Origin of the sequence: Roseivirga sp. BDSF3-8 (assembly GCF_041449215.1) — a bacterium.
Taxonomy (GTDB): Bacteria; Bacteroidota; Bacteroidia; order Cytophagales; family Cyclobacteriaceae; genus JBGNFV01.
The window spans coordinates 1,128,750-1,146,619 of the sequence record NZ_JBGNFV010000001.1 but is presented as its reverse complement, the minus strand read 5'-3'; the positions used below and the strand labels follow the sequence as shown (position 1 = coordinate 1,146,619).

The 17,870-nt window shown below is 51.4% G+C and carries 18 protein-coding genes and 1 pseudogene; 6 read left to right on the top strand and 13 right to left on the bottom strand.

All coding sequences use genetic code 11. From position 1 onward, the window contains the following. Window positions 1-225 precede the first annotated feature (225 nt). Both AB9P05_RS04620 and AB9P05_RS04615 read left to right on the top strand, forming a co-directional pair. Entirely contained in the window at window positions 226-522 is a 297-nt protein-coding gene (locus AB9P05_RS04620) for a hypothetical protein (protein WP_371907638.1), read from the top strand. A gap of 323 nt (window positions 523-845) precedes the next feature. Next, window positions 846-1,223 (top strand): hypothetical protein, encoded by a 378-nt coding sequence (locus AB9P05_RS04615; protein WP_371907637.1) that lies wholly within the window; start codon window positions 846-848, stop codon window positions 1,221-1,223. Window positions 1,224-1,623: 400 nt separating this feature from the next. Here the strand turns inward: AB9P05_RS04615 and AB9P05_RS04610 are convergent. After that, window positions 1,624-1,788 (bottom strand): annotated as a pseudogene (locus AB9P05_RS04610) (DnaJ domain-containing protein); the annotation flags it as partial. 218 nt (window positions 1,789-2,006) lie between these two features. Between AB9P05_RS04610 and AB9P05_RS04605 the strand changes: the two are divergent. Beyond that, a complete protein-coding gene (locus AB9P05_RS04605) occupies window positions 2,007-2,678 on the top strand; it encodes a porin family protein (protein WP_371907636.1) in 672 nt (223 codons plus the stop codon). Window positions 2,679-2,828: 150 nt separating this feature from the next. Beyond that, window positions 2,829-3,248 (top strand): hypothetical protein, encoded by a 420-nt coding sequence (locus AB9P05_RS04600; protein ID WP_371907635.1) that lies wholly within the window; start codon window positions 2,829-2,831, stop codon window positions 3,246-3,248. Window positions 3,249-3,273: 25 nt separating this feature from the next. Here AB9P05_RS04600 and AB9P05_RS04595 read toward each other — a convergent pair whose 3' ends face one another. The 12 genes from AB9P05_RS04595 to AB9P05_RS04540 all read right to left on the bottom strand — a co-directional run bounded on the left by AB9P05_RS04595 (window position 3,274) and on the right by AB9P05_RS04540 (window position 15,368). Beyond that, entirely contained in the window at window positions 3,274-5,193 is a 1,920-nt protein-coding gene (locus AB9P05_RS04595; RefSeq protein ID WP_371907634.1) for a serine hydrolase, read from the bottom strand. Between the two features lie 228 nt (window positions 5,194-5,421). Beyond that, window positions 5,422-5,961, bottom strand: coding sequence for a hypothetical protein (locus tag AB9P05_RS04590; protein ID WP_371907633.1), 540 nt, complete (start codon window positions 5,959-5,961; stop codon window positions 5,422-5,424). Window positions 5,962-6,274: 313 nt separating this feature from the next. After that, a complete protein-coding gene (locus tag AB9P05_RS04585) occupies window positions 6,275-6,883 on the bottom strand; it encodes a PASTA domain-containing protein (protein WP_371907632.1) in 609 nt (202 codons plus the stop codon). Then, on the bottom strand, window positions 6,880-8,187 hold the full coding sequence (locus tag AB9P05_RS04580; protein ID WP_371907631.1) for a PASTA domain-containing protein: 1,308 nt from the start codon (window positions 8,185-8,187) through the stop codon (window positions 6,880-6,882). Before AB9P05_RS04580 ends, AB9P05_RS04585 begins: the two co-directional genes overlap by 4 nt. 41 nt (window positions 8,188-8,228) lie before the next feature. Continuing rightward, a complete protein-coding gene (locus AB9P05_RS04575) occupies window positions 8,229-8,918 on the bottom strand; it encodes a hypothetical protein (protein ID WP_371907630.1) in 690 nt (229 codons plus the stop codon). Continuing rightward, complete coding sequence (locus AB9P05_RS04570; RefSeq protein ID WP_371907629.1) at window positions 8,915-9,988, bottom strand: hypothetical protein; 1,074 nt, start codon at window positions 9,986-9,988, stop codon at window positions 8,915-8,917. The genes AB9P05_RS04575 and AB9P05_RS04570 overlap by 4 nt, the downstream gene beginning before the upstream one ends. Before the next feature lie 34 nt (window positions 9,989-10,022). Next, the gene (locus AB9P05_RS04565; RefSeq protein ID WP_371907628.1) at window positions 10,023-10,547 is read right to left on the bottom strand and encodes a hypothetical protein; all 525 of its coding nucleotides are present in this window, start codon (window positions 10,545-10,547) and stop codon (window positions 10,023-10,025) included. A 28-nt stretch (window positions 10,548-10,575) separates the two neighbouring features. Further along, window positions 10,576-11,352, bottom strand: a complete 777-nt coding sequence (locus AB9P05_RS04560; RefSeq protein WP_371907627.1) for a hypothetical protein — start codon at window positions 11,350-11,352, stop codon at window positions 10,576-10,578. A gap of 54 nt (window positions 11,353-11,406) precedes the next feature. Further along, complete coding sequence (locus AB9P05_RS04555) at window positions 11,407-11,868, bottom strand: hypothetical protein (RefSeq protein ID WP_371907626.1); 462 nt, start codon at window positions 11,866-11,868, stop codon at window positions 11,407-11,409. Beyond that, window positions 11,868-13,676: an OmpA family protein gene (locus AB9P05_RS04550; protein WP_371907625.1), complete on the bottom strand. Its 1,809-nt coding sequence runs from the start codon at window positions 13,674-13,676 to the stop codon at window positions 11,868-11,870. The genes AB9P05_RS04555 and AB9P05_RS04550 overlap by 1 nt, the downstream gene beginning before the upstream one ends. Before the next feature lie 43 nt (window positions 13,677-13,719). After that, window positions 13,720-14,286, bottom strand: coding sequence for a hypothetical protein (locus tag AB9P05_RS04545; protein WP_371907624.1), 567 nt, complete (start codon window positions 14,284-14,286; stop codon window positions 13,720-13,722). After that, window positions 14,283-15,368, bottom strand: coding sequence for a hypothetical protein (locus tag AB9P05_RS04540; RefSeq protein WP_371907623.1), 1,086 nt, complete (start codon window positions 15,366-15,368; stop codon window positions 14,283-14,285). The genes AB9P05_RS04545 and AB9P05_RS04540 overlap by 4 nt, the downstream gene beginning before the upstream one ends. Window positions 15,369-15,989: 621 nt before the next feature. On the opposite strand from AB9P05_RS04540, the gene AB9P05_RS04535 reads away from it, so the two are divergent. Then, window positions 15,990-16,835 (top strand): hypothetical protein, encoded by an 846-nt coding sequence (locus tag AB9P05_RS04535; RefSeq protein ID WP_371907622.1) that lies wholly within the window; start codon window positions 15,990-15,992, stop codon window positions 16,833-16,835. 42 nt (window positions 16,836-16,877) lie between these two features. Continuing rightward, complete coding sequence (locus AB9P05_RS04530; protein ID WP_371907621.1) at window positions 16,878-17,798, top strand: metallophosphoesterase; 921 nt, start codon at window positions 16,878-16,880, stop codon at window positions 17,796-17,798. Window positions 17,799-17,870 lie beyond the last annotated feature (72 nt).

Here is a 17,870-nt window from a genome sequence, read left to right as displayed (position 1 = left end):
CCCCATGGCAGCCACCGCCCCTTCTTCCGGTCACTAAGGTATCCGGTGTTATTCACCGAAGTAGGATAGATAAAAGGTGAGATGCCGTTTAAATGATCGGGATTGTTGCAGTATCTTTTTGGGCATATTATTGGAATGACTTCTTCGCATAGTATTCCATATGATCAATAGATTTCTGCCACTAGGGCAATCTGCTGTTTAAAAAGCTAATAGAAGGCTGTGAGAATGGAAAAAAACGCCATGCTGTTATTCGGGTACGTGTTCCTTTTGGTATCCTGTCAGCCTACTAATATTAGTCAGGTAGAAGTGACCTTAAGGATGATTGTTATAGACCATCAGGTGAATTATGAGGATTATCTGGCAGTTGAGGGGTATAACAGGAAGCCGGAAAATATACGGTTTGACTTTATGGTCAGTAATTGCTGCATGGAAGAAATGGCCATACAGCCAGGCAGTGAAAACAGTACGGCAAAGGAGTGGTCACTGTTTGCCTGTGTCACAAATGATAAAGATACTACCTAGCTGCAGCCTCTCAAAAATGAACTCATTGTAAAAAAGGATGCGCCTGAGCTATTGTCTATATATGTTGCTGTGGACGCGATTGCAAATTTCAAAGATGCCCTCCGGCAGGGAGGTGAATTTTCCATTTCAAATAAGCTGTATGAGACTGCCCTATATTATAAAACGTATAGTAGTTTGGTGAACCAGATACCGGTGGAAAGATCATATGTCTATTTTTCCTTTCTGGATACCGCCTTTACTGTTACCGGGCGGGGCGAGGCTCTCGCGGACTTCGATCCGGCCAGGCCGATAGAGTAGCAGCATGTGTTATGAATATGTAAATTATGGATTTTGAGATTGTAGCCATAGGCATCACAGTGTTTCACGGCATAGGAATTGTGATGTCAATTTTCAGCTTCCTGTTTTTCAGAGATATATTCACGCAAAAAATCTTATTCCTGAATGAGAAGTTAGAGCCGCTGGATATTGAAAGCCGCCGGCACTACAAAATCCATCCGTATATTTCATTTGGTGAGAGTTGGAAAGGTTTTGGCTATCCGCCACCGTTTAAAATTCAATATATGATTAACCCTACCTATGCCGGCCTGCACTGGGAGCTGGAGGAGAGAAGGAAGAAACTGGGTGTTCGTATTATTAAATTAATGATAAGCTTCCTGGTGATCATGTCGGCTTTAGGTATTGTCTACCTGCTAGCCGGATAGGCCCTGGTGCCGGCACATATTACTTATATTCCCGGAAGTAAGGCTCTGCTTCGCGTCTTATAGCTTTGGCATAGGTGTATACATGCGGGCTCATAAGGGTGCCAACAATCATGAAGAAGGGGCCTGCTGGCGCGTCACTTAACAGATAGGCAAGTAAAGGGGCCAAAAATAAGAGAAGAGCCAGTAGATATGAGACCCAGACCAGAGCATATATGAAGTATTTAGCCGGTTTGTAATACCAGCGGCTTTTAAAGGCCTGGTTCCTCTTTACAAAATTTTCATAGCGCATATGGGCATATTCTCTGGCTCGCTGGCGGCGTGCTTCTTCCGGGTTGACAGTGGTGGTTGCCTGCCTGAAAGCTTCCGTCCACTCGTTTACTTCCTGCTCCGGCCCCTCCAGCAGTGCTTCATAAGCTTCTGTAGCCAGTATAAAATTTTCTTCTGCATCATGCTCCTTACTAATGTCCGGGTGATACTTCCGGGCCAGCTTGCGGTAGGCCTTTTTTATTTCCTCTTCCGTAGCTGAAGGAGACACTCCCAGTACTTCATGATAATTTTGTGTCATTTTTATTGATATAATTTCCTTTGACTGTATGAGATAGTATTGCCCATAATATCGACAGCGAAGACGTAAAATAAGGATTTTTTTCTTTTCCTATATTAACGATGTGGCATTCAAAAGTAGTGTAATCAGCAAGCATAAGAAGCTGTCATTCTGAGGTTGAGCTTCTGAATTGGCACGGTATTTTCTTTCAGTAAAGAAACATCAACAACTGAATAGCCATGAATAAACTTACACTACTAATACTAGCTTTTATGGGAATGAGCCTGGGGGCGTATGCCCAGGGTACTCCTTCGTTTGGTCTGCGTGCAGGGTATAGCTTGTCTACCTGGGGCGGCCAGTCTGTAGAAGATTTTGCTAACCTTGGCGAGGAGTTCGGCGCCTTCAGTACTGAGCCCACTTCCGGCTTTCATGCAGGAGCGTATGTGACTATACCTGTTGCGCCTAATTTTGCCATAGAGCCCGGGGTGCAATATAGCCAGAAGGGCATGCGTGTATCGCAGAGCTTTTTGGGGGATAGCAATTTCGGCTTTCTGTCTCCCCGGATAGACGTGACGAGTAATATGCATTATGTAGATGTGCCCATACTGGCAAAATACCAATCGGATGGTGGCTTTCAGCTTTATGCGGGACCTCAGTTCAGCTACCTGATAGATCAGAGTGCGGTGGCAGAAGGCGGTATATTGGGCTTCAGCTATGAGCAGGACTTTGACATGAATCGGGGCTTTAGAAAAGTTGATGTGGGCATTACCGCTGGCATAGGGTATCAGATGCCTAATGGTCTGAACCTGAGTGCCGGATATGATTATGGCCTTAGCTCACTGGATGAAGGTAACAGCAATGTAGAAGCATATAACCGCGTAGCCAAGGTATCTGTAGGCTACCAGTTTTAAGTGATAGATGACACCCCATTTCGTTTCCAATAAACCATCTGCCATACGGCAGGTGGTTTTTTTTATACCTTTATTTCAAAATGGAAATACCGGGTGCTGTGTCCTTTTGTTGTCCTTACTTATAAATACTACTAAATGAACCCTATGAATATGAAGAACCTGGTAATGCTTTTACTGGGTGTATGCCTGCTTACCTCCTGCAATGATGATGATCTGGAATCGTGTAATGATGAAATGATTTTGGGTACCTGGCAGTATTCGGGATACTTTTTTTCAGATGGTAGTACTACCTCGGGCCCCTGGACGCCTGTATTGAACGGGTTTAGGCTTACCCTGGACGAAAACGAGATGTTTACTTCTACTGACGCGGGTGACTGTGATGAGGGAACTTATCGCTGGTTTACTAATGGTTTGCTTGTCCTAGACTATTATTGTGAGGATTTCAACTCCCGCTCGGGTGTAGGCGAGGGGGCTTTTTTCTGGGAAATAGATAACTGCAACCTGATCCTGATTCCTGATGGAAGGTGCTTTGAACCCTGCTATTACCTGTTTAGCCGGGTATCTTATTGATATTATTATGATGGTCAGGTGGGGGTTAATCCAGTAGGGCGTTGCCGATACTGGTAGCGAGATCAGCAGGGTTATGGCCCCGCTGGTTGCTAAGTATGGCAATGACGAGTTCATCATCACGGTATACCCTGAGGTGCGCCCTCGCGCCGGAAAATGAACCGCCGTGCTCGGCCACACGTCGACCGCCTAGGGTATTTACTTCCCAGGCCAGGCCATTGCGGCTGTTGGGCTGGCGGGTCCACAGGCGATTATCTCTTGTAAGGGTGTCTACTATGGTGCCGTTGCGGACTTTTTCGCCAAACCAGGCGAGGTCTACGGGGTCTGCCTCTATGCCGCCGCCGAGTACCTTCCAGCTATTATCTGAGTAACTTGTTTCACTGCCGCCGTCGGTGTAGGGGGCGGCACGCTCGTACTCGGAACGGAGGGAGCGGTTGCGGAACTGTACCTTTATGCTATTGAGGCCGTATTGCTCACCTATTTCTTCTTCTATAAGGCGGGCAATGTCGCGGTTACTCACGCTTTCCATTACTGCACCAATGAAGGTGAAGGCATGGGTGGAATAGTTGCGGTTGCTACCGATGGTACAACCGCTGAGAGGGGAGGTATTCCATATCTCTTCGGTGGCATCCTGTGCGCTGCTAAAATGCCCGGATGGTTCGGGGCCGGTGCTATAGTGCCATATGCAACCGGTATGGGAGAGTAGCTGCTGTAGGGTATGGGTATGGCCGCTGGCAGGTATTGCGATGTAGTTGGTGGTGGGCTGTGTAAGGTCGAGGGTTACATCGGTGCCGTCGCTCAGCTCGCCTTCGCTCTCCATTTTGGCGGCTAGGGTGCCGCCGATTACTTTAGATACGGAAGCGGTGAGGTAAATGGAGCGGCCATGGGCGTCCTTGTTCCGGTCTTCTTCTGCAAAGCCGAATCCGCGCTGATATTTTAGCTCACCGTTTTGAATAATGGCTACAGAGATGCCCTTTATGCCATTGTTGTTCCGGAAATCTGTGATGAGGTTATCTACTTCAGTCTTATCGTTCCAGCGATAACGGGGTGAGTTTTCTGTCCATACGCCGGCGTAGCGTGTACCTGAGGGTGTTTCGTAGCGCTCAAAGTCAATAAGCCTATAGCCCTGGTCACGGTACAGGCGCCAGTAGTTGGCAAATTCCGATTCGGTACGATTGCTCCTGACGGCATTGGCATGGTTGTACAGGTTCTTCTCCCATATAGCGGCATATTTCTGGCTGCCGTTCAGGGTGTATGACTCAAAGTCTATGACGCGATACCCGTCTGCAGAGAACTGGTCGATCTTGTCCTGGTAGGTCTCGCGTGACATATCGCGGTACTCTGCCCACTGTATGTTGTTTTTGTTCTCATGCCATATGGCGGCGTAGCGAATGCCTGAGTTGGTCTCATAGGCTTCTATATCCACTATGCGCATGCCTGCTTCCTGCCGTTCCTGGAAGTAGTCACCAAACTGTTGGGAGGTAAGGTTGCGCTTGGATGACCAGGCAAGGCCTTCTTTATTCTCTTCCCATATGCCGGCAAAGCGGAGGTTATTACCGGACATGTAGCCTTCCACATCAGTGGGGATGTAGCCCTGGTCCCGGTATTGCTCCCATTTCTCATGGTAGCCATCACTGGTCAGGTTGCGCCACTCGGCCCAGCCACGATTATCCGGGTTGGCCTCCCATATCATGGCGTAATTAAGGCCGTTGCCGTCCGGGTAGGCGTCTACGTCTTTGATGATCCAGCCCCGGTCGCGGTACTCCTGGAAGTATCCGGAGAATTGGCTGTCTGACAGATCGCGCCGGCTTGCCCATGGGAGGTTAGGTGGGGCAGCCCCATCGGCCAGGTCTTTGAGTACAGTGGGTAGGTTAGAGCAGGCAGAAAGAAACAGTATGAACAGGAATAGGGGGGCGGATGTGCCCGGCCTGAGATTAGGGTGTCTCATTGTTTGGTGGTTTAGTGAAACGGATGCTTCGCCTTGCATGGTTCAGGTAAAGGCAGGATGATTGCTTCCGTCTCTTAGTAGCCGGCAGGCAGGGATGGTAACCCTGCCTTGGTGACTTATGGTGAACGGGCTTTTAAGGATAGCGCGTGGTGAGGGCTGGAGGGGTTTTAACATGAAAAAAGCAAGCCGGAAGGGACTTGCTTTTTTTGATTAATCGGTACTGAGGCTTTATCCTTCCTGAGGAAATAAAAGGATCATCTGTGTGAGGGCTCCTTCTTCACTGTAGCCTGCCATTACTTTTACGGGGGCTGTCCTGTCCTTTGAGGCACACATGATCGGGATGGGGCAAATGATCTCTACTTTTCCGGAGCCGGTAAGGTCCTCAGGGGTGGTTTCTCTGTCTACGGAAATATCTCCCAGGTGGAGTTGTCCGGTAAAGGGGGTGGCGGAAAATTTATCGTCTCCGTCGTGGTTAAAGGTGATGCCCACGCCCTGCACCTGGCCGCCCGTGGTCATGAATACCAGCCCGGCTTCATCATAGTAAAAGCTCTTTTCGCCGCTGATGAAGTCACGGGCCTGGGTGGGTGCCCCCAGTAGTGCTACGAGTTGGGTGGTGTCCATACCTTCCAGCGGGTTGGTGCTCTTCAGGACCACTCCCTCCTCCGGGGTATAGGTGATCTTCATGTCGCTTTGGCCATAGGAGGCGGTGCAGGTGACGATCAGGGTCACGAGTAATGACATAATCATGCGCATAGTGCTTTTCTTCATGGTTGTTTTATCTGCAGGTATTATGATGGGTGTAAAAGTAAGGGGCTATTACCTTACATAAGGTGCTATTTTGGGGGAAATCATGCATGGCGCTTAGGTGTTCGATGGTTTTTAAACCCTCTTATTATTAGTAACCCGTTGGGTTGATAGCTCCTTGGTAGAGAAAGACCGGGGTAGCTTTCTTATCAGGCGCTATTCAAAATAGTAAGCCCCCCTGCTTATGGGTTGATCTCATACACGAGGGGATAGTGTTGGTAAAGGAAAGGGCTTGCCTTTTCCTATGTATTAGCAGAACGAACAGGGGTAGTAGTAGCTAGGCCACTTCCAGTTCGAGTACGTCGCCGGCCCGGAGTATTTCGCCGGGGGCGGGGGTCTGGGCGGTTATTTTTACTGCCTGGCCTTCCTGGGGCTCGGTCGTGAGGCTGTATTGCAGGTTAAGCCGTTGGAGGATTGTGGCCGCCATATTCAGCTCTTTGCCTACGAGATTCGGGGCGACCCGCAGGTCGGTAGTGCCTTCTGCAGGGGGGACGGGTACGATCTTGAACTTCAGTGTGGCACTTGCCTCAGCGTTGAGGTTGTACTTATTGTTGGTGTTAGCGTTTACTGGGGTGGCATAGGCTCTGGCCTTGCGGGGGTGGGCTAGCTGTCCGGTGCCAGGTGCGGATGTGGTGCCGCTGGCGGTAAGGGCGAGCGATACTTTTGCCTCTACCTCTGTTTCGGGCAGTACATAAAAGGTGGGCTGGTAGCCTATTGCGCGCAGCTTATTCATCATGTCGTCGCCTTCCTCATCGCTGTAGATGGCCAGGGTCTGGGCCAGCGAGGCGGCATCGAGTGCCTTTTGTGCTTCTGCCACGCCTTCGCCAATGGAGGCGATAAGGTTACCAAGGGGGGCAGAGAGTATGTCTTTCATGTCTGTGCTCATTGCTCTTTATTTCCTTTTGCAAACCATACTCTTACGGTGCCTGATTCGGGGATTTCTTCACCGGCTTCCGGTATCTGGCGGAAGGCAGCGCCGAGGCGGCTGGTTTGATTAAGTTCGTACACGGGTCGTAATTTGAGGCGGTGCAAACCGGCCTTTTTACGTGCGGCCTGCTCTGTCATGCCTGAAAAGTCGGGCACGGCCACGCTGGCCGATCTGGTAGCAGGCACGGCCGGGGCGATGTTCATATTGAGGTTACTGACGGTGGCCTCTCTCAGGGATAGGGCGGTAGCCTTGTCCACGAGTTGTACTTTCAGGCCTTCCTGATCATTCAGTAGGTGCGTTTTCAGATCGAGTGTGACGTTGCTCAGGGTGTAACTACGCCCTTCCAGTTCTTTAGAGGCTTCGTCGACACTTACGACCAGGTCCCGGTACAGGTCGTTGATGGTGGCAGACTTAGAGGTGGTAGCGACGACCTGGTCATTCAACTGCGCTATTTCCTGCTCTTTTTCCGCGAGGGAGGCGGTGAGGGTTTCGTTTTTTTGCAGGAGTTCGGTGGTACTTGCTTTTTCCTGCTGCAGGGAGGTGTCCAGCTTGCTGATCTTCAGGTTGAGGCTGTCTATCTCTTGGTTTTGGGTTACGGACAGTTGCTTGAGGGTGTCTATGCGGTGCTCTTTGAGGCTGATTTCATCCTGTAGTAAGATGACTTGCCGTTCGGGTTCTGAGAGGTCTTCCAGTGACACTTTAAAGTCTCCGCCCTTGAGTATGAGGCTTTCTATGGGGGAGGGTCCTTTTAGCGCAGGGTCTTCAGTAATGGTTTTTTCTTCCGGTGCTATAGCGGCTGCGAGGCCGTCGAATAAGCGACTGTTGCCCATAGGACGGGGCATGGCCACGATGGTGTATTCGAAGCCGGGCATGTCTTCTGGCAGGTTGCGGTTTATGCTGCCTTTTTCTATCAGCCAGAGGTCGCCGAAGTCCAGCCTTACCTGCCCTTCTTCCACCTGGGCGATGAGTCCGCCAAATGCGAGTACTTCGGTAAATTGGGTTTTAGCACTTTCTGCCACGATCAATCGTACCATTGGAAAGGTGCCAACCTCTAGGGCACGGCGGATGATGTCGGCTACCTTGGTTCTTGCTTCCAGTTTAAAGACTTGCTTTATCTGTCCGTCCTTTGCGGTAAAGGCCGGCACGAGGGTGTTCCATCGCTGCTCGAGTGCGTGATAGTATTCTAGAGCCAGGGGTGGCGGGGTGGTGTATTGGTCCCGGGTGTTACGGGTACTTCCGAGGAAGAGTAGGTGCCTGCCCATAGTTTCTGTTGTTGATCTCTTGTTTGCCATTGCCGTCCTGGTTATTTACTGATGGAAATGGTTTGTGTGGATAGGCCTGCCGTTATGGTGAATACGGTGGTGAGGCCGTTATTATAGTCTTCCTTAGGGGTGCTAAGCTGTACGGTTACCTGCCCGTTGCTATCTGTAGGCGCTTCGGCGGGCTCAAAGGCCGGCTTTAGGCTGAGGGCTTTTTTATTGACGGCTTCGGCGGTGTCCTGGTCGTAGTCAAAGTGCACCATGTGGTTGGTTACGAGTTCTCCGGCGGAGTTCAGGAGGGTTACGGTTACGTCTGCAAATAGCCGGTTGCTGTTGCCTTTGGGCTTTGGGGTGCTTACCTCTACTTTGGGCTCCAGTTGGGGCAGGCCTTCATTGGGCACGGAGGCGACAAAGCGACCGCTTATGGTACTGAATACTTCGGTGCGCGTGTTTGTCTGGCCGCCGGGGGCGCTTTCTGCGGCACGAAATCGCAGGAAGCCTCTCTTTTTATCAGGAGCGGTGCCGGTGGACAGGGGCGCTTCCTGCTCAAACTCTGAGGTGACCTGCAGCCTGAAATCCAGGTAGGGTAACTGATAGATGGTATTGGGCCTGCCGAGTTCGTCTACGGGGGGCACGCTGCGCAGTTCTTCCTGTGCCTCGTTGAGGCCGTCTGCCAGGGATAGCAGTATGTCTTTAAGAGCCAGTCCGTTCTTATTGGCGGTGTTGTCGCTCATTCCTCTTTATTACGTCGTTTATTTCGTTGCTTATCGCGTTTCTCTTCCTCCTTACGCTCTTCGCGTTTCCTTTCCAGCAGTCTCTGGCGTATCCGGTTCTGCTTTTCGGCCAGGTCTTCGAGGCTGCCGGTGTCTACCTTCAGTTTTTCTTTGACCATGGCGTTAAAGCGTTCGCTTACTGATACGCCCATGCCGGAACCCTTGACGGGTATGTGCTCACCTACCTTTCGGCGCAGGGTATTTAGTTGCTCCTTTTTCTGGCGGGCGGTGGCCATTATGTTTTTGGCCTTTCCCATAGGGCTTTCCGGTTTACCCTTATCGTTTTCTTTCTGAAAGCTAAAGGCTTTTTTAAGGGCCATGCCACGGCTACTAAGGCCATTCTCATTATCCAGAGGGTTGGTGAAGTTTCCGCGGCGGCTAAGGCCGGGGAAGGCGGAGGTTTCAGGCTCTGGCTTGTCTACTGAAACGGCCCAGCGTGTAGCTTTGTCTATTCCTTTGTTGCCGGGGTCTGTCTTCAGTACTTCTGGCTCAAAGGGCTTGCTGAACCGCTCTTCTACGGAGCGGGCTTTTTCTTTGGCTTTGCCGGCCTTTTTCAGGCTTGCATCAAGTGCCCCGGGCTTAGCCGGGTCCGGGGTAGTCATGCCAAGGCCTTTTTTATCGGGAGCGGGCCTGTTTGGCTGCTCCATCTGTGCCTTCTTTACCTTTCTTTGCTGCAGGGACTTTTTTTCTGCAGCGTGTTTTTTCCGGGCCCATGCCTGATCGCGCTGCTGCCTGGTGCGGTAGGAGGGGATCTCGCCAGTAGTAAAGCGCGGGTCGTCCTGGTAGCCTCCGCTGTTAGGGCCGCCACTGGTAAGCTGAGCCATCTGCTGCTCCAGTTGCTGACGCTCCTGCATCAGCTCTTTGAGCACTTCATTCTGCTCGACTATCTCACCGGCCAGGGTAAAGGGGTCCAGGGAAGCCTCAGGAGAGGGTATTCCGGCATGGGGCTTAAGCCCCTCCGGTATGGAGGGGGTCTCTTCTTCTTTTTCCCTGGCCCGCTTACGGGCAATCTTTTTCCAGCTTTTGGCCATCTATCCGAACGTTTGAATGCTGTGATTCCGTGGCTTACTGACCGTCTACCAGTTCATTCCGGATGATCTCTTCCAAGAGGGGTGGCGGGGGCACGGTGACTATCTTGGTGCGCATAAGGGAGCTGCCTTCTGCGGAGTACTGGTACTTTTGTGAGTAGGTGGCATTAACTGATGCGGCCCGCACCCCGCCGCCAAATCCGAAGAAGCCTCCGGCCAGGCGGGCGCTTTTGCGTTTGGTGGTGGAGGTGAACTCACGCTTCATGCTTATGGCCATTTTAAGCTCGAGCACGGTATCTACAAACTGGTAGAAGGTGGGTGTGAAGCCGAGGGACAGCAGGCTGCGGCCGCCGTCGCCTGTCTTAAGCTCAAAAAGGTTGTCCGGGGTGGAAGACATGGTCAGTTTGCCGTCCTGGTCTTCTGTAAAGCTGTAGCCGGCCATCATCTGTAGTATACGCATGGATACCTGGTCCATGGCGTACTGTGCTTCGGCTATACCTGTGCCCAGTTCCACCACAAAGTCGGGGAAGGGCGCATTAAGCAGGTCTGATCCTACGCTCATTTGCTTTTGTGTTTAAGTGATGGAATAATTAATTGGTGGTGGGTGTACTGGCCTGTTGTTTTGCCTCTTCGCGCTCGCGCTGCAGTTCCATTTGGAGGCGTATGCGCTCTTCGAGTATGGCTGGCGGGGGGACGGGGCTAAGTTTGGTGCGGAGGAGGCTGGAGCCTTCAGCGGAATAGTTGTATTTGGTGGAGTAGGTGGCGTTTACCTGGGTGGTGGTCACGGTGGTGCGGCGGTAGCTGCGGTAGCCGGAGTTCCAGTTAAAGCTGGCGGACTGGTAGCGTGAGCGGGACTTGATGTTGCTGTCTACTTTAGTTTCGGAGGAGAACTCCTGGGTGTAGCTGATATTGATCTTTACTTCTATGATGGTATCTACAAACTGATAGAAGGATGGGGTAAAGCCGAGCTCCAGCATGCTGAGGCGTGTGGGTACCAATACCATGGTGTCGCTGGTGACACCTGATTCGGCTGCGAGCTTGCCACTGGTTTCAGTGGCTACCTTACCTTCTCCGTTGAGTACGCTGAGCATGGTGCCTTTGAAGGTGTCGTCATCGGAGGAATCATACAGGGTTTTGGCTACGCTAAAGGGTACTTCGTCGCGGCCAAAGAATACGCGGCTGTCCTCGAATGTGACGTTGCCTTCTTCATCACGGATGGTCTTGAGGCCGCCCATCATTTCGGCTACTTGAATGGAGTTCTCATCCAGCTTAACCTGGGCCTCGGCTATGGCAAAGGCCATGTCTCGGATCATGTCGCCCATAGGGACATTGAGCAGGTCGTGGCCGATATTTCTGCTATTATACATTTTCTATAAAGGGATATTGCGGTTTAGATAATTCGATTTCATGTGGTGGACCGCTTATTGATTGTTCTGGTCCTGTTCGATAATGCTGTCAATGACCCGGCTCAGTGGCTCGGGTGGTGGCAGGGATACGAGCTTGGCACTGATGGATGATGAGCCGCTGGACTCTATGCCGAACTTACGGGCATAGGAGGCGGTAACGGATGCGCCGAAGACTTTATAGTCTACCCCTACGGTGGCGCTAAGGCCTACTTCGGTGGACTCGCTAATGCTAAAGTCGAGCTTTGCCTCTACCATGGCTTCTGTGAAAGCGTAGAAGGTGGGGGTAAAGCCGAGTGCGATGAGGTTATACTCTGTGCCGTTCAGTTCTACTTTAGACTCCATCATTTCTGCCACTATGCTCATGCTATTGCGGTCGAGTGCGCTTTGTGCGGTGGCAATAGCGAGGCCCAGCCGCTCGATGATATCGGGCAGCGGGGCACTGAGCAGTGATTTGGCTACTTTGGGCGTCTGTGCCATTAGTTGCCGCTATTATTGGTAGAGCCGGAGCCAAGGTTGGCCTTGATCTCGTTCAGTAACTCGGTAGGGGCAGGGAGTGATACGAGCCTGGCGGATACGGAGGCGTTGCCTTCCATATTGATCTCGAACTGCCTGGCCATGCGGAAGTCTATGGAGCCACCAACGGCAAATGAACTGCTGGTGTCCAGCTCGGAGGCATCCTGCTTGAAGTTGCTGAGGAAGTTCTCATTTTCGGAGATGAGGTAGGTCTCTTCCTCGCCCTGTTCTGAGCTGCTGCTTGCACTGGCACTCTGTATGTCTATGGAGTCTTCACTTTTGGAGTAGGTGACGTAGCTGATCTTGGTCTCATCATGTAGGGCATAGATGATGTCGTTACGGTACTCGGCGGAGTATTTGTTGGTAGAACGGCTGTCATTGATCTCCTTCACGATGTCGTTGTAGCTGGTCTCGTTTATGCTGAGATTGGCTGAGGTTGACTCCAGCAGTATGGCGGGCCATGTTTTGGATGCTTCGGTGGCTTTGGTATAGATAAACTTATTCTTATCGGCGGCCTGGTCATCAGGGGTAGCATCCTGCTTAAAGGCACCTCCTTTAAAGAAAAGGTAGTCGGATGCTGAGGTAAGGCGCACGCGGGCAAAGCGGTAGGCACGGTCTTTGGTGCCGTCGGCAATGTTCTGTATGGCTATGGTTTCGCCTTTTTTCTCTGTTTTGATCTGATTTTCCGGCACGCCTACGGACGTAAACCAGCACTTTAGGGCCTTGGCTCTATCTTCAGAAAGTCCCTCATTGTAGAGGTCGGTGCCGCTGGTATCGGTAGAGCCTGTGATGGTGATCCTTGCGGAGGGGTCATTTATAAGGATCTTACTCAGCATGTGGAAGTAGGACTTGTTGGTGTTATTGTCTCCGGCGCTGAAATCAATATAGGCTTTGTCAAACTCAAAGTAGTGGGTGAGAATTGATTCATCGGGGGCGCCTCCTTTAGTGGTGAGTACACCAGCGGGTGAGAAGCCGGTCACGCCCTGGTTTCCGTTTTTCGTATAGGCGGTATCGAAAGTGGTCTGGAAGTCGGCCGCTACGTTGAAGTTATCGCTGGCACCGCCGCTGGGATCAATGTCTATGGCTGTGCTTTCGCTATAATCGGTCAGCTTCAGGATGCCTTCGTCATCGGTGACCTGGGCAGGGACGTAGATGCTGACAAAGCCGCCGGCATTACGTATGACGAGGTGGTCTTCAGAAGCTTCGGTTGCCTGTTCTTTGGCACTGATCTGTGAGCGGACGCGGTCTACATTTTCGACCTCACGCATGTCCTGCTCAAAATTTTCCAGACGGGTGTAGCTGCCCTCTTCCTGGTCCATTTTTATCTCCTGGCTGGATATGCGCAGTGAGTTGGACTCGGAGGCTTCCATGACAAAGCTGCGGCTGCTCTTAAACTCGCTTCGCTCTTTTGAGCGGTCGAGTTGCTGGAGGGTGTCCATGCGGTCCTGGTTAAATCCTTTTTGGCTGCTATAGGAGCCTTGCAGGGATATGCCAAAAGAGGTCTCCTGCTTCAGCTTCATCTTTAATGAGATGGAGGCAGACACGTCGGCATGCTGGAAGTGGTAGAAGGCGGGGGTAAAGCCGAGTTCGATGAGGGATTTACCATTAAATCCATTGTTCGGATCGGCGAGTTGTATCAGTTGCTGTACGCTGTTATTATCCAGTTGGCGCTGGGCATCGGCTATGCCCATGGCAAGGGAGCTGATGATCTCGGTTACGTCTACCTCCTGTAGCACAGCGGCGGACTCTCTAAGTTTATCTACGGCACTCATAGGTGTTTATTGGTTTGCTTTTTCTTTATGCTTCTCAGGCCGGTTACAGGGCCTGGCTGGTGTCGGTTACAAGGTTTTTAAGGTCAATGGCTATTTCGGGCTTTACTTTGTCTTGCTGCACGATGAAATAGCGGTGTTTCTTCTGCGCGTCTCTGATTTGGCCGGGCCTTATGGTGTAGCCACGCTGCAGCCAGTTCAGCAGTTGGTCGGCGAGGGGCTGTATGCCTGGGCCGGCTATGTTTTTTATGCGCTCGAGGTGTTTCCGGGCTTCTTCTTTTTCTTTTTTGAGAAGGTGCTGCACGGCGAGACGCTCGAGGGTGGCTGCCATATGTCTCATGAGAAATGGTGATTCTGGCTTTTCGGGTCCCATTACCTGGAGTAGGCGATGGCAGTAGGTTATGACTTCGTCATATGCGCCGCTGAGCTCGAGGCTCTCCATGGTGCACTGGAGGTAGTGCTGGGCAAACAGCTCATGGGCCTTGTGGTCGCTCACCATTTTGAGGGCTTCGCGGTAGTGGCGGAGGGCCTCCTGGTGGTTGTTTTTAAGGGCATAGAGCTTGCCTTGTTCGGCTATGCCCAGGTGGATGATGTCGGCTTTATTCTGGTTCATAGGGTGAAGTCTTCATAGTCTGCATCGCATCCGGCTGCTTCGAGTTCCTGCACGGCGTAGCGGGCCATAAGGTCTGAGAGGGGTACGGGGGCCTGCCAGGGTGTCCTGATGGGATGGGGTAGTTGGTCGGCCGGGACGAAGCGGCTCAGTACTTTGCGTGCCTGTTCCTGGCTCTGTATCTCATCTACCATAAGCTGGCGGGGGGTATTAGTCAGGCGTCTGCTGCTGCACAGGAGACCGGCGGTTTGGTAATCTTTCAGCTTTTGTTCTATGTGCTGAGCACTTACGGAGGCCTCCAGTTGCACGGGCAGGTTTTCCAGCACTTCGTCTACTATTTCTTCGGGCATGCCGGTGAGGTTTACGAGTTGCCGGCGGTGCCCGGGTACGGATTGGTCGAGGGCATCGAGGAGTACTTCGTAACGCTCAAAGGATTGGTTCATGAGCAGAATGGCGCCTGTGGACTGAAATTTTTTCCATACGGTCTGGCCCTGGGTATAGGTGAGGCCGCGAAAGAGTTGCTGGCCGGGCTCGAGGGCTACGCCCATGGTACTGAGTGTGCGGTGCACCTGGTGGAGTACCATCCGGTCGGTGCCGGCTACCTCGAGCGTATAGGCAGATTGAGTAGGGTCAGCGTAGGTGACCTCGGCATTGACGCGGCTTGCGAGGGCTTCGGCTGTGGCGGGTGATACGCCTCCGAGCACGAGGGCGGGGTAGTTGTTGAGTACTTTCATTGCCTCCTGGTAGGGGCATCCGATAAATTCGGCGAGGCTTTTGACTGTGGCTGGTAGCTGGAGGACATCGTGGAGGTAGAGGCTTACATCTACGCGGGGGTTTTGGTATACGGGTACCTCTTCAGCGGGCATGTGGGTGGCTTCGAGGCCTATCTGCCTAAGCAGGGCGGCTGCCTTGGGGGCGGACTCTGCATCAAGGTTGCGTACGAATACGACGGGGGCATTGTATATAAGGCGCAGCATGAACTCATAGGGCATCTCGAGTTTTTCCGCTACGGGTTTAATACGGGCTGGGCTGGCATTGCCAATAGATGTTATAACAACAGCATATTGGGGGTTACTGGCTGACATGGGTTATACTGGTTTGGTTCTCAATTTGGAGAATCCATATCTAAAAGACAATGTGTTGTAAGGGTTTATTTAAAATTAATATTTGAACATGCTGGATGGTGGGGTGTAGGACTTTTTGACCTGGTCCTTGAGGAAAAGTAAGCGGGCTGTTTTCTGCAGAACCAGTGAGCATCCTCAATGAGGAAATTCTTAAAAGGTGTTATAGGCTGTTTTATGGCGGTTTTATTGAGGGTTTTCCCTCTATGGATCTAATGTCTTCTTGGTGAATGGAAGGGTGGGGTCTGTAGGAGGATTTGTGAAAAGTGAAAGTTAGTATAATGTATGTACTATTTTTGAAGATTTGGGATTTGGGGGTTGCGACTCTTCTGTGGGGTGGAGTAAATTGAAAGTATACATTTACATAATATGTTTAACCGTATAATGGTGTGCGGGGAATGTGGTTTTGATGCTGACTATATATTCAATATATATTATTCTTTTGCTGGCATGGGAGTGGTGTTTGGTAACCTGATGGGAAGGGGCACTGGTAGGAGTATGTAAAAGGGGGTACAGGAGGGAGATACTGACTAACAAAGTAGGAGGGGAGGAGGTTATCATGGAAAATTACTATAAATACTATCCATGAGTAAATATACCTTACCTACCATTCCTAAAATTGCTGTTGTCTTTGACTTTGATGAGACGCTGGCACCTCCGACCCATAAAAAGCTCCTGGAAAAGACGGGCATAGATGCTGAAGAACGGGAGGGATTTGTAAAGAAGCTTTTGGATGATGGATGGGAGACGTCACTGGCCCGGGCTTACTCATGGATCAAGTATTCGCAGGCTGGTAATCCGACGATAAAGCGGGAGGTTTTTACTGAAGTAGGAAGGGAGATTGAGCTTTTTGAGGGTGTGGATACGCTCTTTGACAGGTTGCGTGGTTTTTGTACGGATGATGATGTGGAGATGCAGTTTTACCTGCTTACGGCGGGTTTTCTGGAAGTGCCTGAAGCGACTTCTATTGCTAAAGAATTTCATGATATGTGGGGTGGTGCCTATGCATTTAATGATGATGATGAGCTCATATTTGTGAAGAGCCTGGTGACGCATGAGGAGAAGCGTGAGTATATCCAGCAACTGGCGAAGGGTACGGGCACGTCGGGGCCTAATGCTCCCTCTGATTCTCACCAGCATGTGGATGAGGAGGACATGCATATACCTTTTGACCAGATCATTTATGTGGGTGATGGCTCGAGTGACCGCCCGGTGTTTTCACTACTCCACGGAAAAGGAGGCATTACAATAGGGCTGGCAAAGGAAAACGCGGCGCACTGGAAGGAGGATGATGATCTGACGGAGGGGCAGAAGGTGGATAACCTGCTGGAGACGGACTATACGGAAGGGTCTGACCTGATGAAATGCCTGCAATATGCTGTGGAAAGTATATGCAAGCGAATTTCGCTACGTAAGCTATCGGGCCATTAACTCTACTAAGAATTATTAAACAATACTACTCCTGACCGTACTATGAAAGCATTTAAGCATGTATTCACTATCTTTTTACTCATTATTCTCCTGCTGGTGATCTACGGGGGGGTGATAGAGCCTCGTCTGCTGCTGGATGAGCAAAAAACAGAGGCCAGGCTGCCTTACCTGCCGGCTGAATGGGAGGGGCGAAGGGTAGCGCTTCTTGCGGACTTTCAGGTGGGCATGTGGTGGGATAATACGGGGATGGTGAGTAAGGCGGTGGACCGGATTATCTCATGGGAGGCTGATATGGTACTTATATGCGGAGACTTTGTGTATAAGCCTGATACGGCTGTGGTGAATGAAGCGGTGGACCTGGTGCGCCCGCTGGCGGAGGCAAATATTCCGGTATATGCGGTGTTGGGTAACCATGACTATTCGCTAATGAAAAAGGAGAGCAATGGCCGGCCGGAGATTGCGCGATACCTGGCGCAGCAACTGGAAGAGGCGGGGATAGTGGTACTGGAAAACGAATCGGTGAATGTAGGCTCTGGCACAGGCCCGCTTTATGTAGTGGGGATAGGTAGCGAATGGGCGGGTAACAGTTTGCCTGACCAGGCGATGGCGGGTATTTCGGCTGATGATGCGCGTATCATATTCATGCATAACCCGGTGGCGTACCGGGACTTTGCGCCGCGCACGGCTCCACTGACCCTAGCGGGGCATACTCATGGCGGGCAGTTGCGGCTTCCGCTGTTGCCCTCGGAGAGCTGGCTGGACATTGCGCGTGATCGTGAGGTGGTGGCTGAAGGCTGGTCTTCTGAGAAAATAGACAAGCCGGGTAACAGGCTGTATGTAAACCGGGGTATAGGGTTTAGCCTGATCCCGATGCGGCTATTCTGCCGGCCTGAGCTGACAATGATCACGCTGAAAGGAGCGGAAGGGTATATGGAGGATAAGGATCCGGGGGAAGCGGAATAAGGGATAAAAAAAGGGCGGTCTTCACAGTAGCAAGGCTTTTTTTGATGCCGGACAATATTGGGAGAATTACTT

What these genes read in the sequence shown, in the direction of transcription:
- AB9P05_RS04620 (WP_371907638.1), top strand. Translation starts at nt 226, where the DNA reads ATGGAAAAAAACGCCATGCTGTTATTCGGGTACGTGTTCCTTTTGGTA.
- AB9P05_RS04615 (WP_371907637.1), top strand. Translation starts at nt 846, where the DNA reads ATGGATTTTGAGATTGTAGCCATAGGCATCACAGTGTTTCACGGCATA.
- AB9P05_RS04605 (WP_371907636.1), top strand. Translation starts at nt 2,007, where the DNA reads ATGAATAAACTTACACTACTAATACTAGCTTTTATGGGAATGAGCCTG.
- AB9P05_RS04600 (WP_371907635.1), top strand. Translation starts at nt 2,829, where the DNA reads ATGAAGAACCTGGTAATGCTTTTACTGGGTGTATGCCTGCTTACCTCC.
- AB9P05_RS04595 (WP_371907634.1), bottom strand. Translation starts at nt 5,193, where the DNA reads ATGAGACACCCTAATCTCAGGCCGGGCACATCCGCCCCCCTATTCCTG.
- AB9P05_RS04590 (WP_371907633.1), bottom strand. Translation starts at nt 5,961, where the DNA reads ATGAAGAAAAGCACTATGCGCATGATTATGTCATTACTCGTGACCCTG.
- AB9P05_RS04585 (WP_371907632.1), bottom strand. Translation starts at nt 6,883, where the DNA reads ATGAGCACAGACATGAAAGACATACTCTCTGCCCCCCTTGGTAACCTT.
- AB9P05_RS04580 (WP_371907631.1), bottom strand. Translation starts at nt 8,187, where the DNA reads ATGGGCAGGCACCTACTCTTCCTCGGAAGTACCCGTAACACCCGGGAC.
- AB9P05_RS04575 (WP_371907630.1), bottom strand. Translation starts at nt 8,918, where the DNA reads ATGAGCGACAACACCGCCAATAAGAACGGACTGGCTCTTAAAGACATA.
- AB9P05_RS04570 (WP_371907629.1), bottom strand. Translation starts at nt 9,988, where the DNA reads ATGGCCAAAAGCTGGAAAAAGATTGCCCGTAAGCGGGCCAGGGAAAAA.
- AB9P05_RS04565 (WP_371907628.1), bottom strand. Translation starts at nt 10,547, where the DNA reads ATGAGCGTAGGATCAGACCTGCTTAATGCGCCCTTCCCCGACTTTGTG.
- AB9P05_RS04560 (WP_371907627.1), bottom strand. Translation starts at nt 11,352, where the DNA reads ATGTATAATAGCAGAAATATCGGCCACGACCTGCTCAATGTCCCTATG.
- AB9P05_RS04555 (WP_371907626.1), bottom strand. Translation starts at nt 11,868, where the DNA reads ATGGCACAGACGCCCAAAGTAGCCAAATCACTGCTCAGTGCCCCGCTG.
- AB9P05_RS04550 (WP_371907625.1), bottom strand. Translation starts at nt 13,676, where the DNA reads ATGAGTGCCGTAGATAAACTTAGAGAGTCCGCCGCTGTGCTACAGGAG.
- AB9P05_RS04545 (WP_371907624.1), bottom strand. Translation starts at nt 14,286, where the DNA reads ATGAACCAGAATAAAGCCGACATCATCCACCTGGGCATAGCCGAACAA.
- AB9P05_RS04540 (WP_371907623.1), bottom strand. Translation starts at nt 15,368, where the DNA reads ATGTCAGCCAGTAACCCCCAATATGCTGTTGTTATAACATCTATTGGC.
- AB9P05_RS04535 (WP_371907622.1), top strand. Translation starts at nt 15,990, where the DNA reads ATGAGTAAATATACCTTACCTACCATTCCTAAAATTGCTGTTGTCTTT.
- AB9P05_RS04530 (WP_371907621.1), top strand. Translation starts at nt 16,878, where the DNA reads ATGAAAGCATTTAAGCATGTATTCACTATCTTTTTACTCATTATTCTC.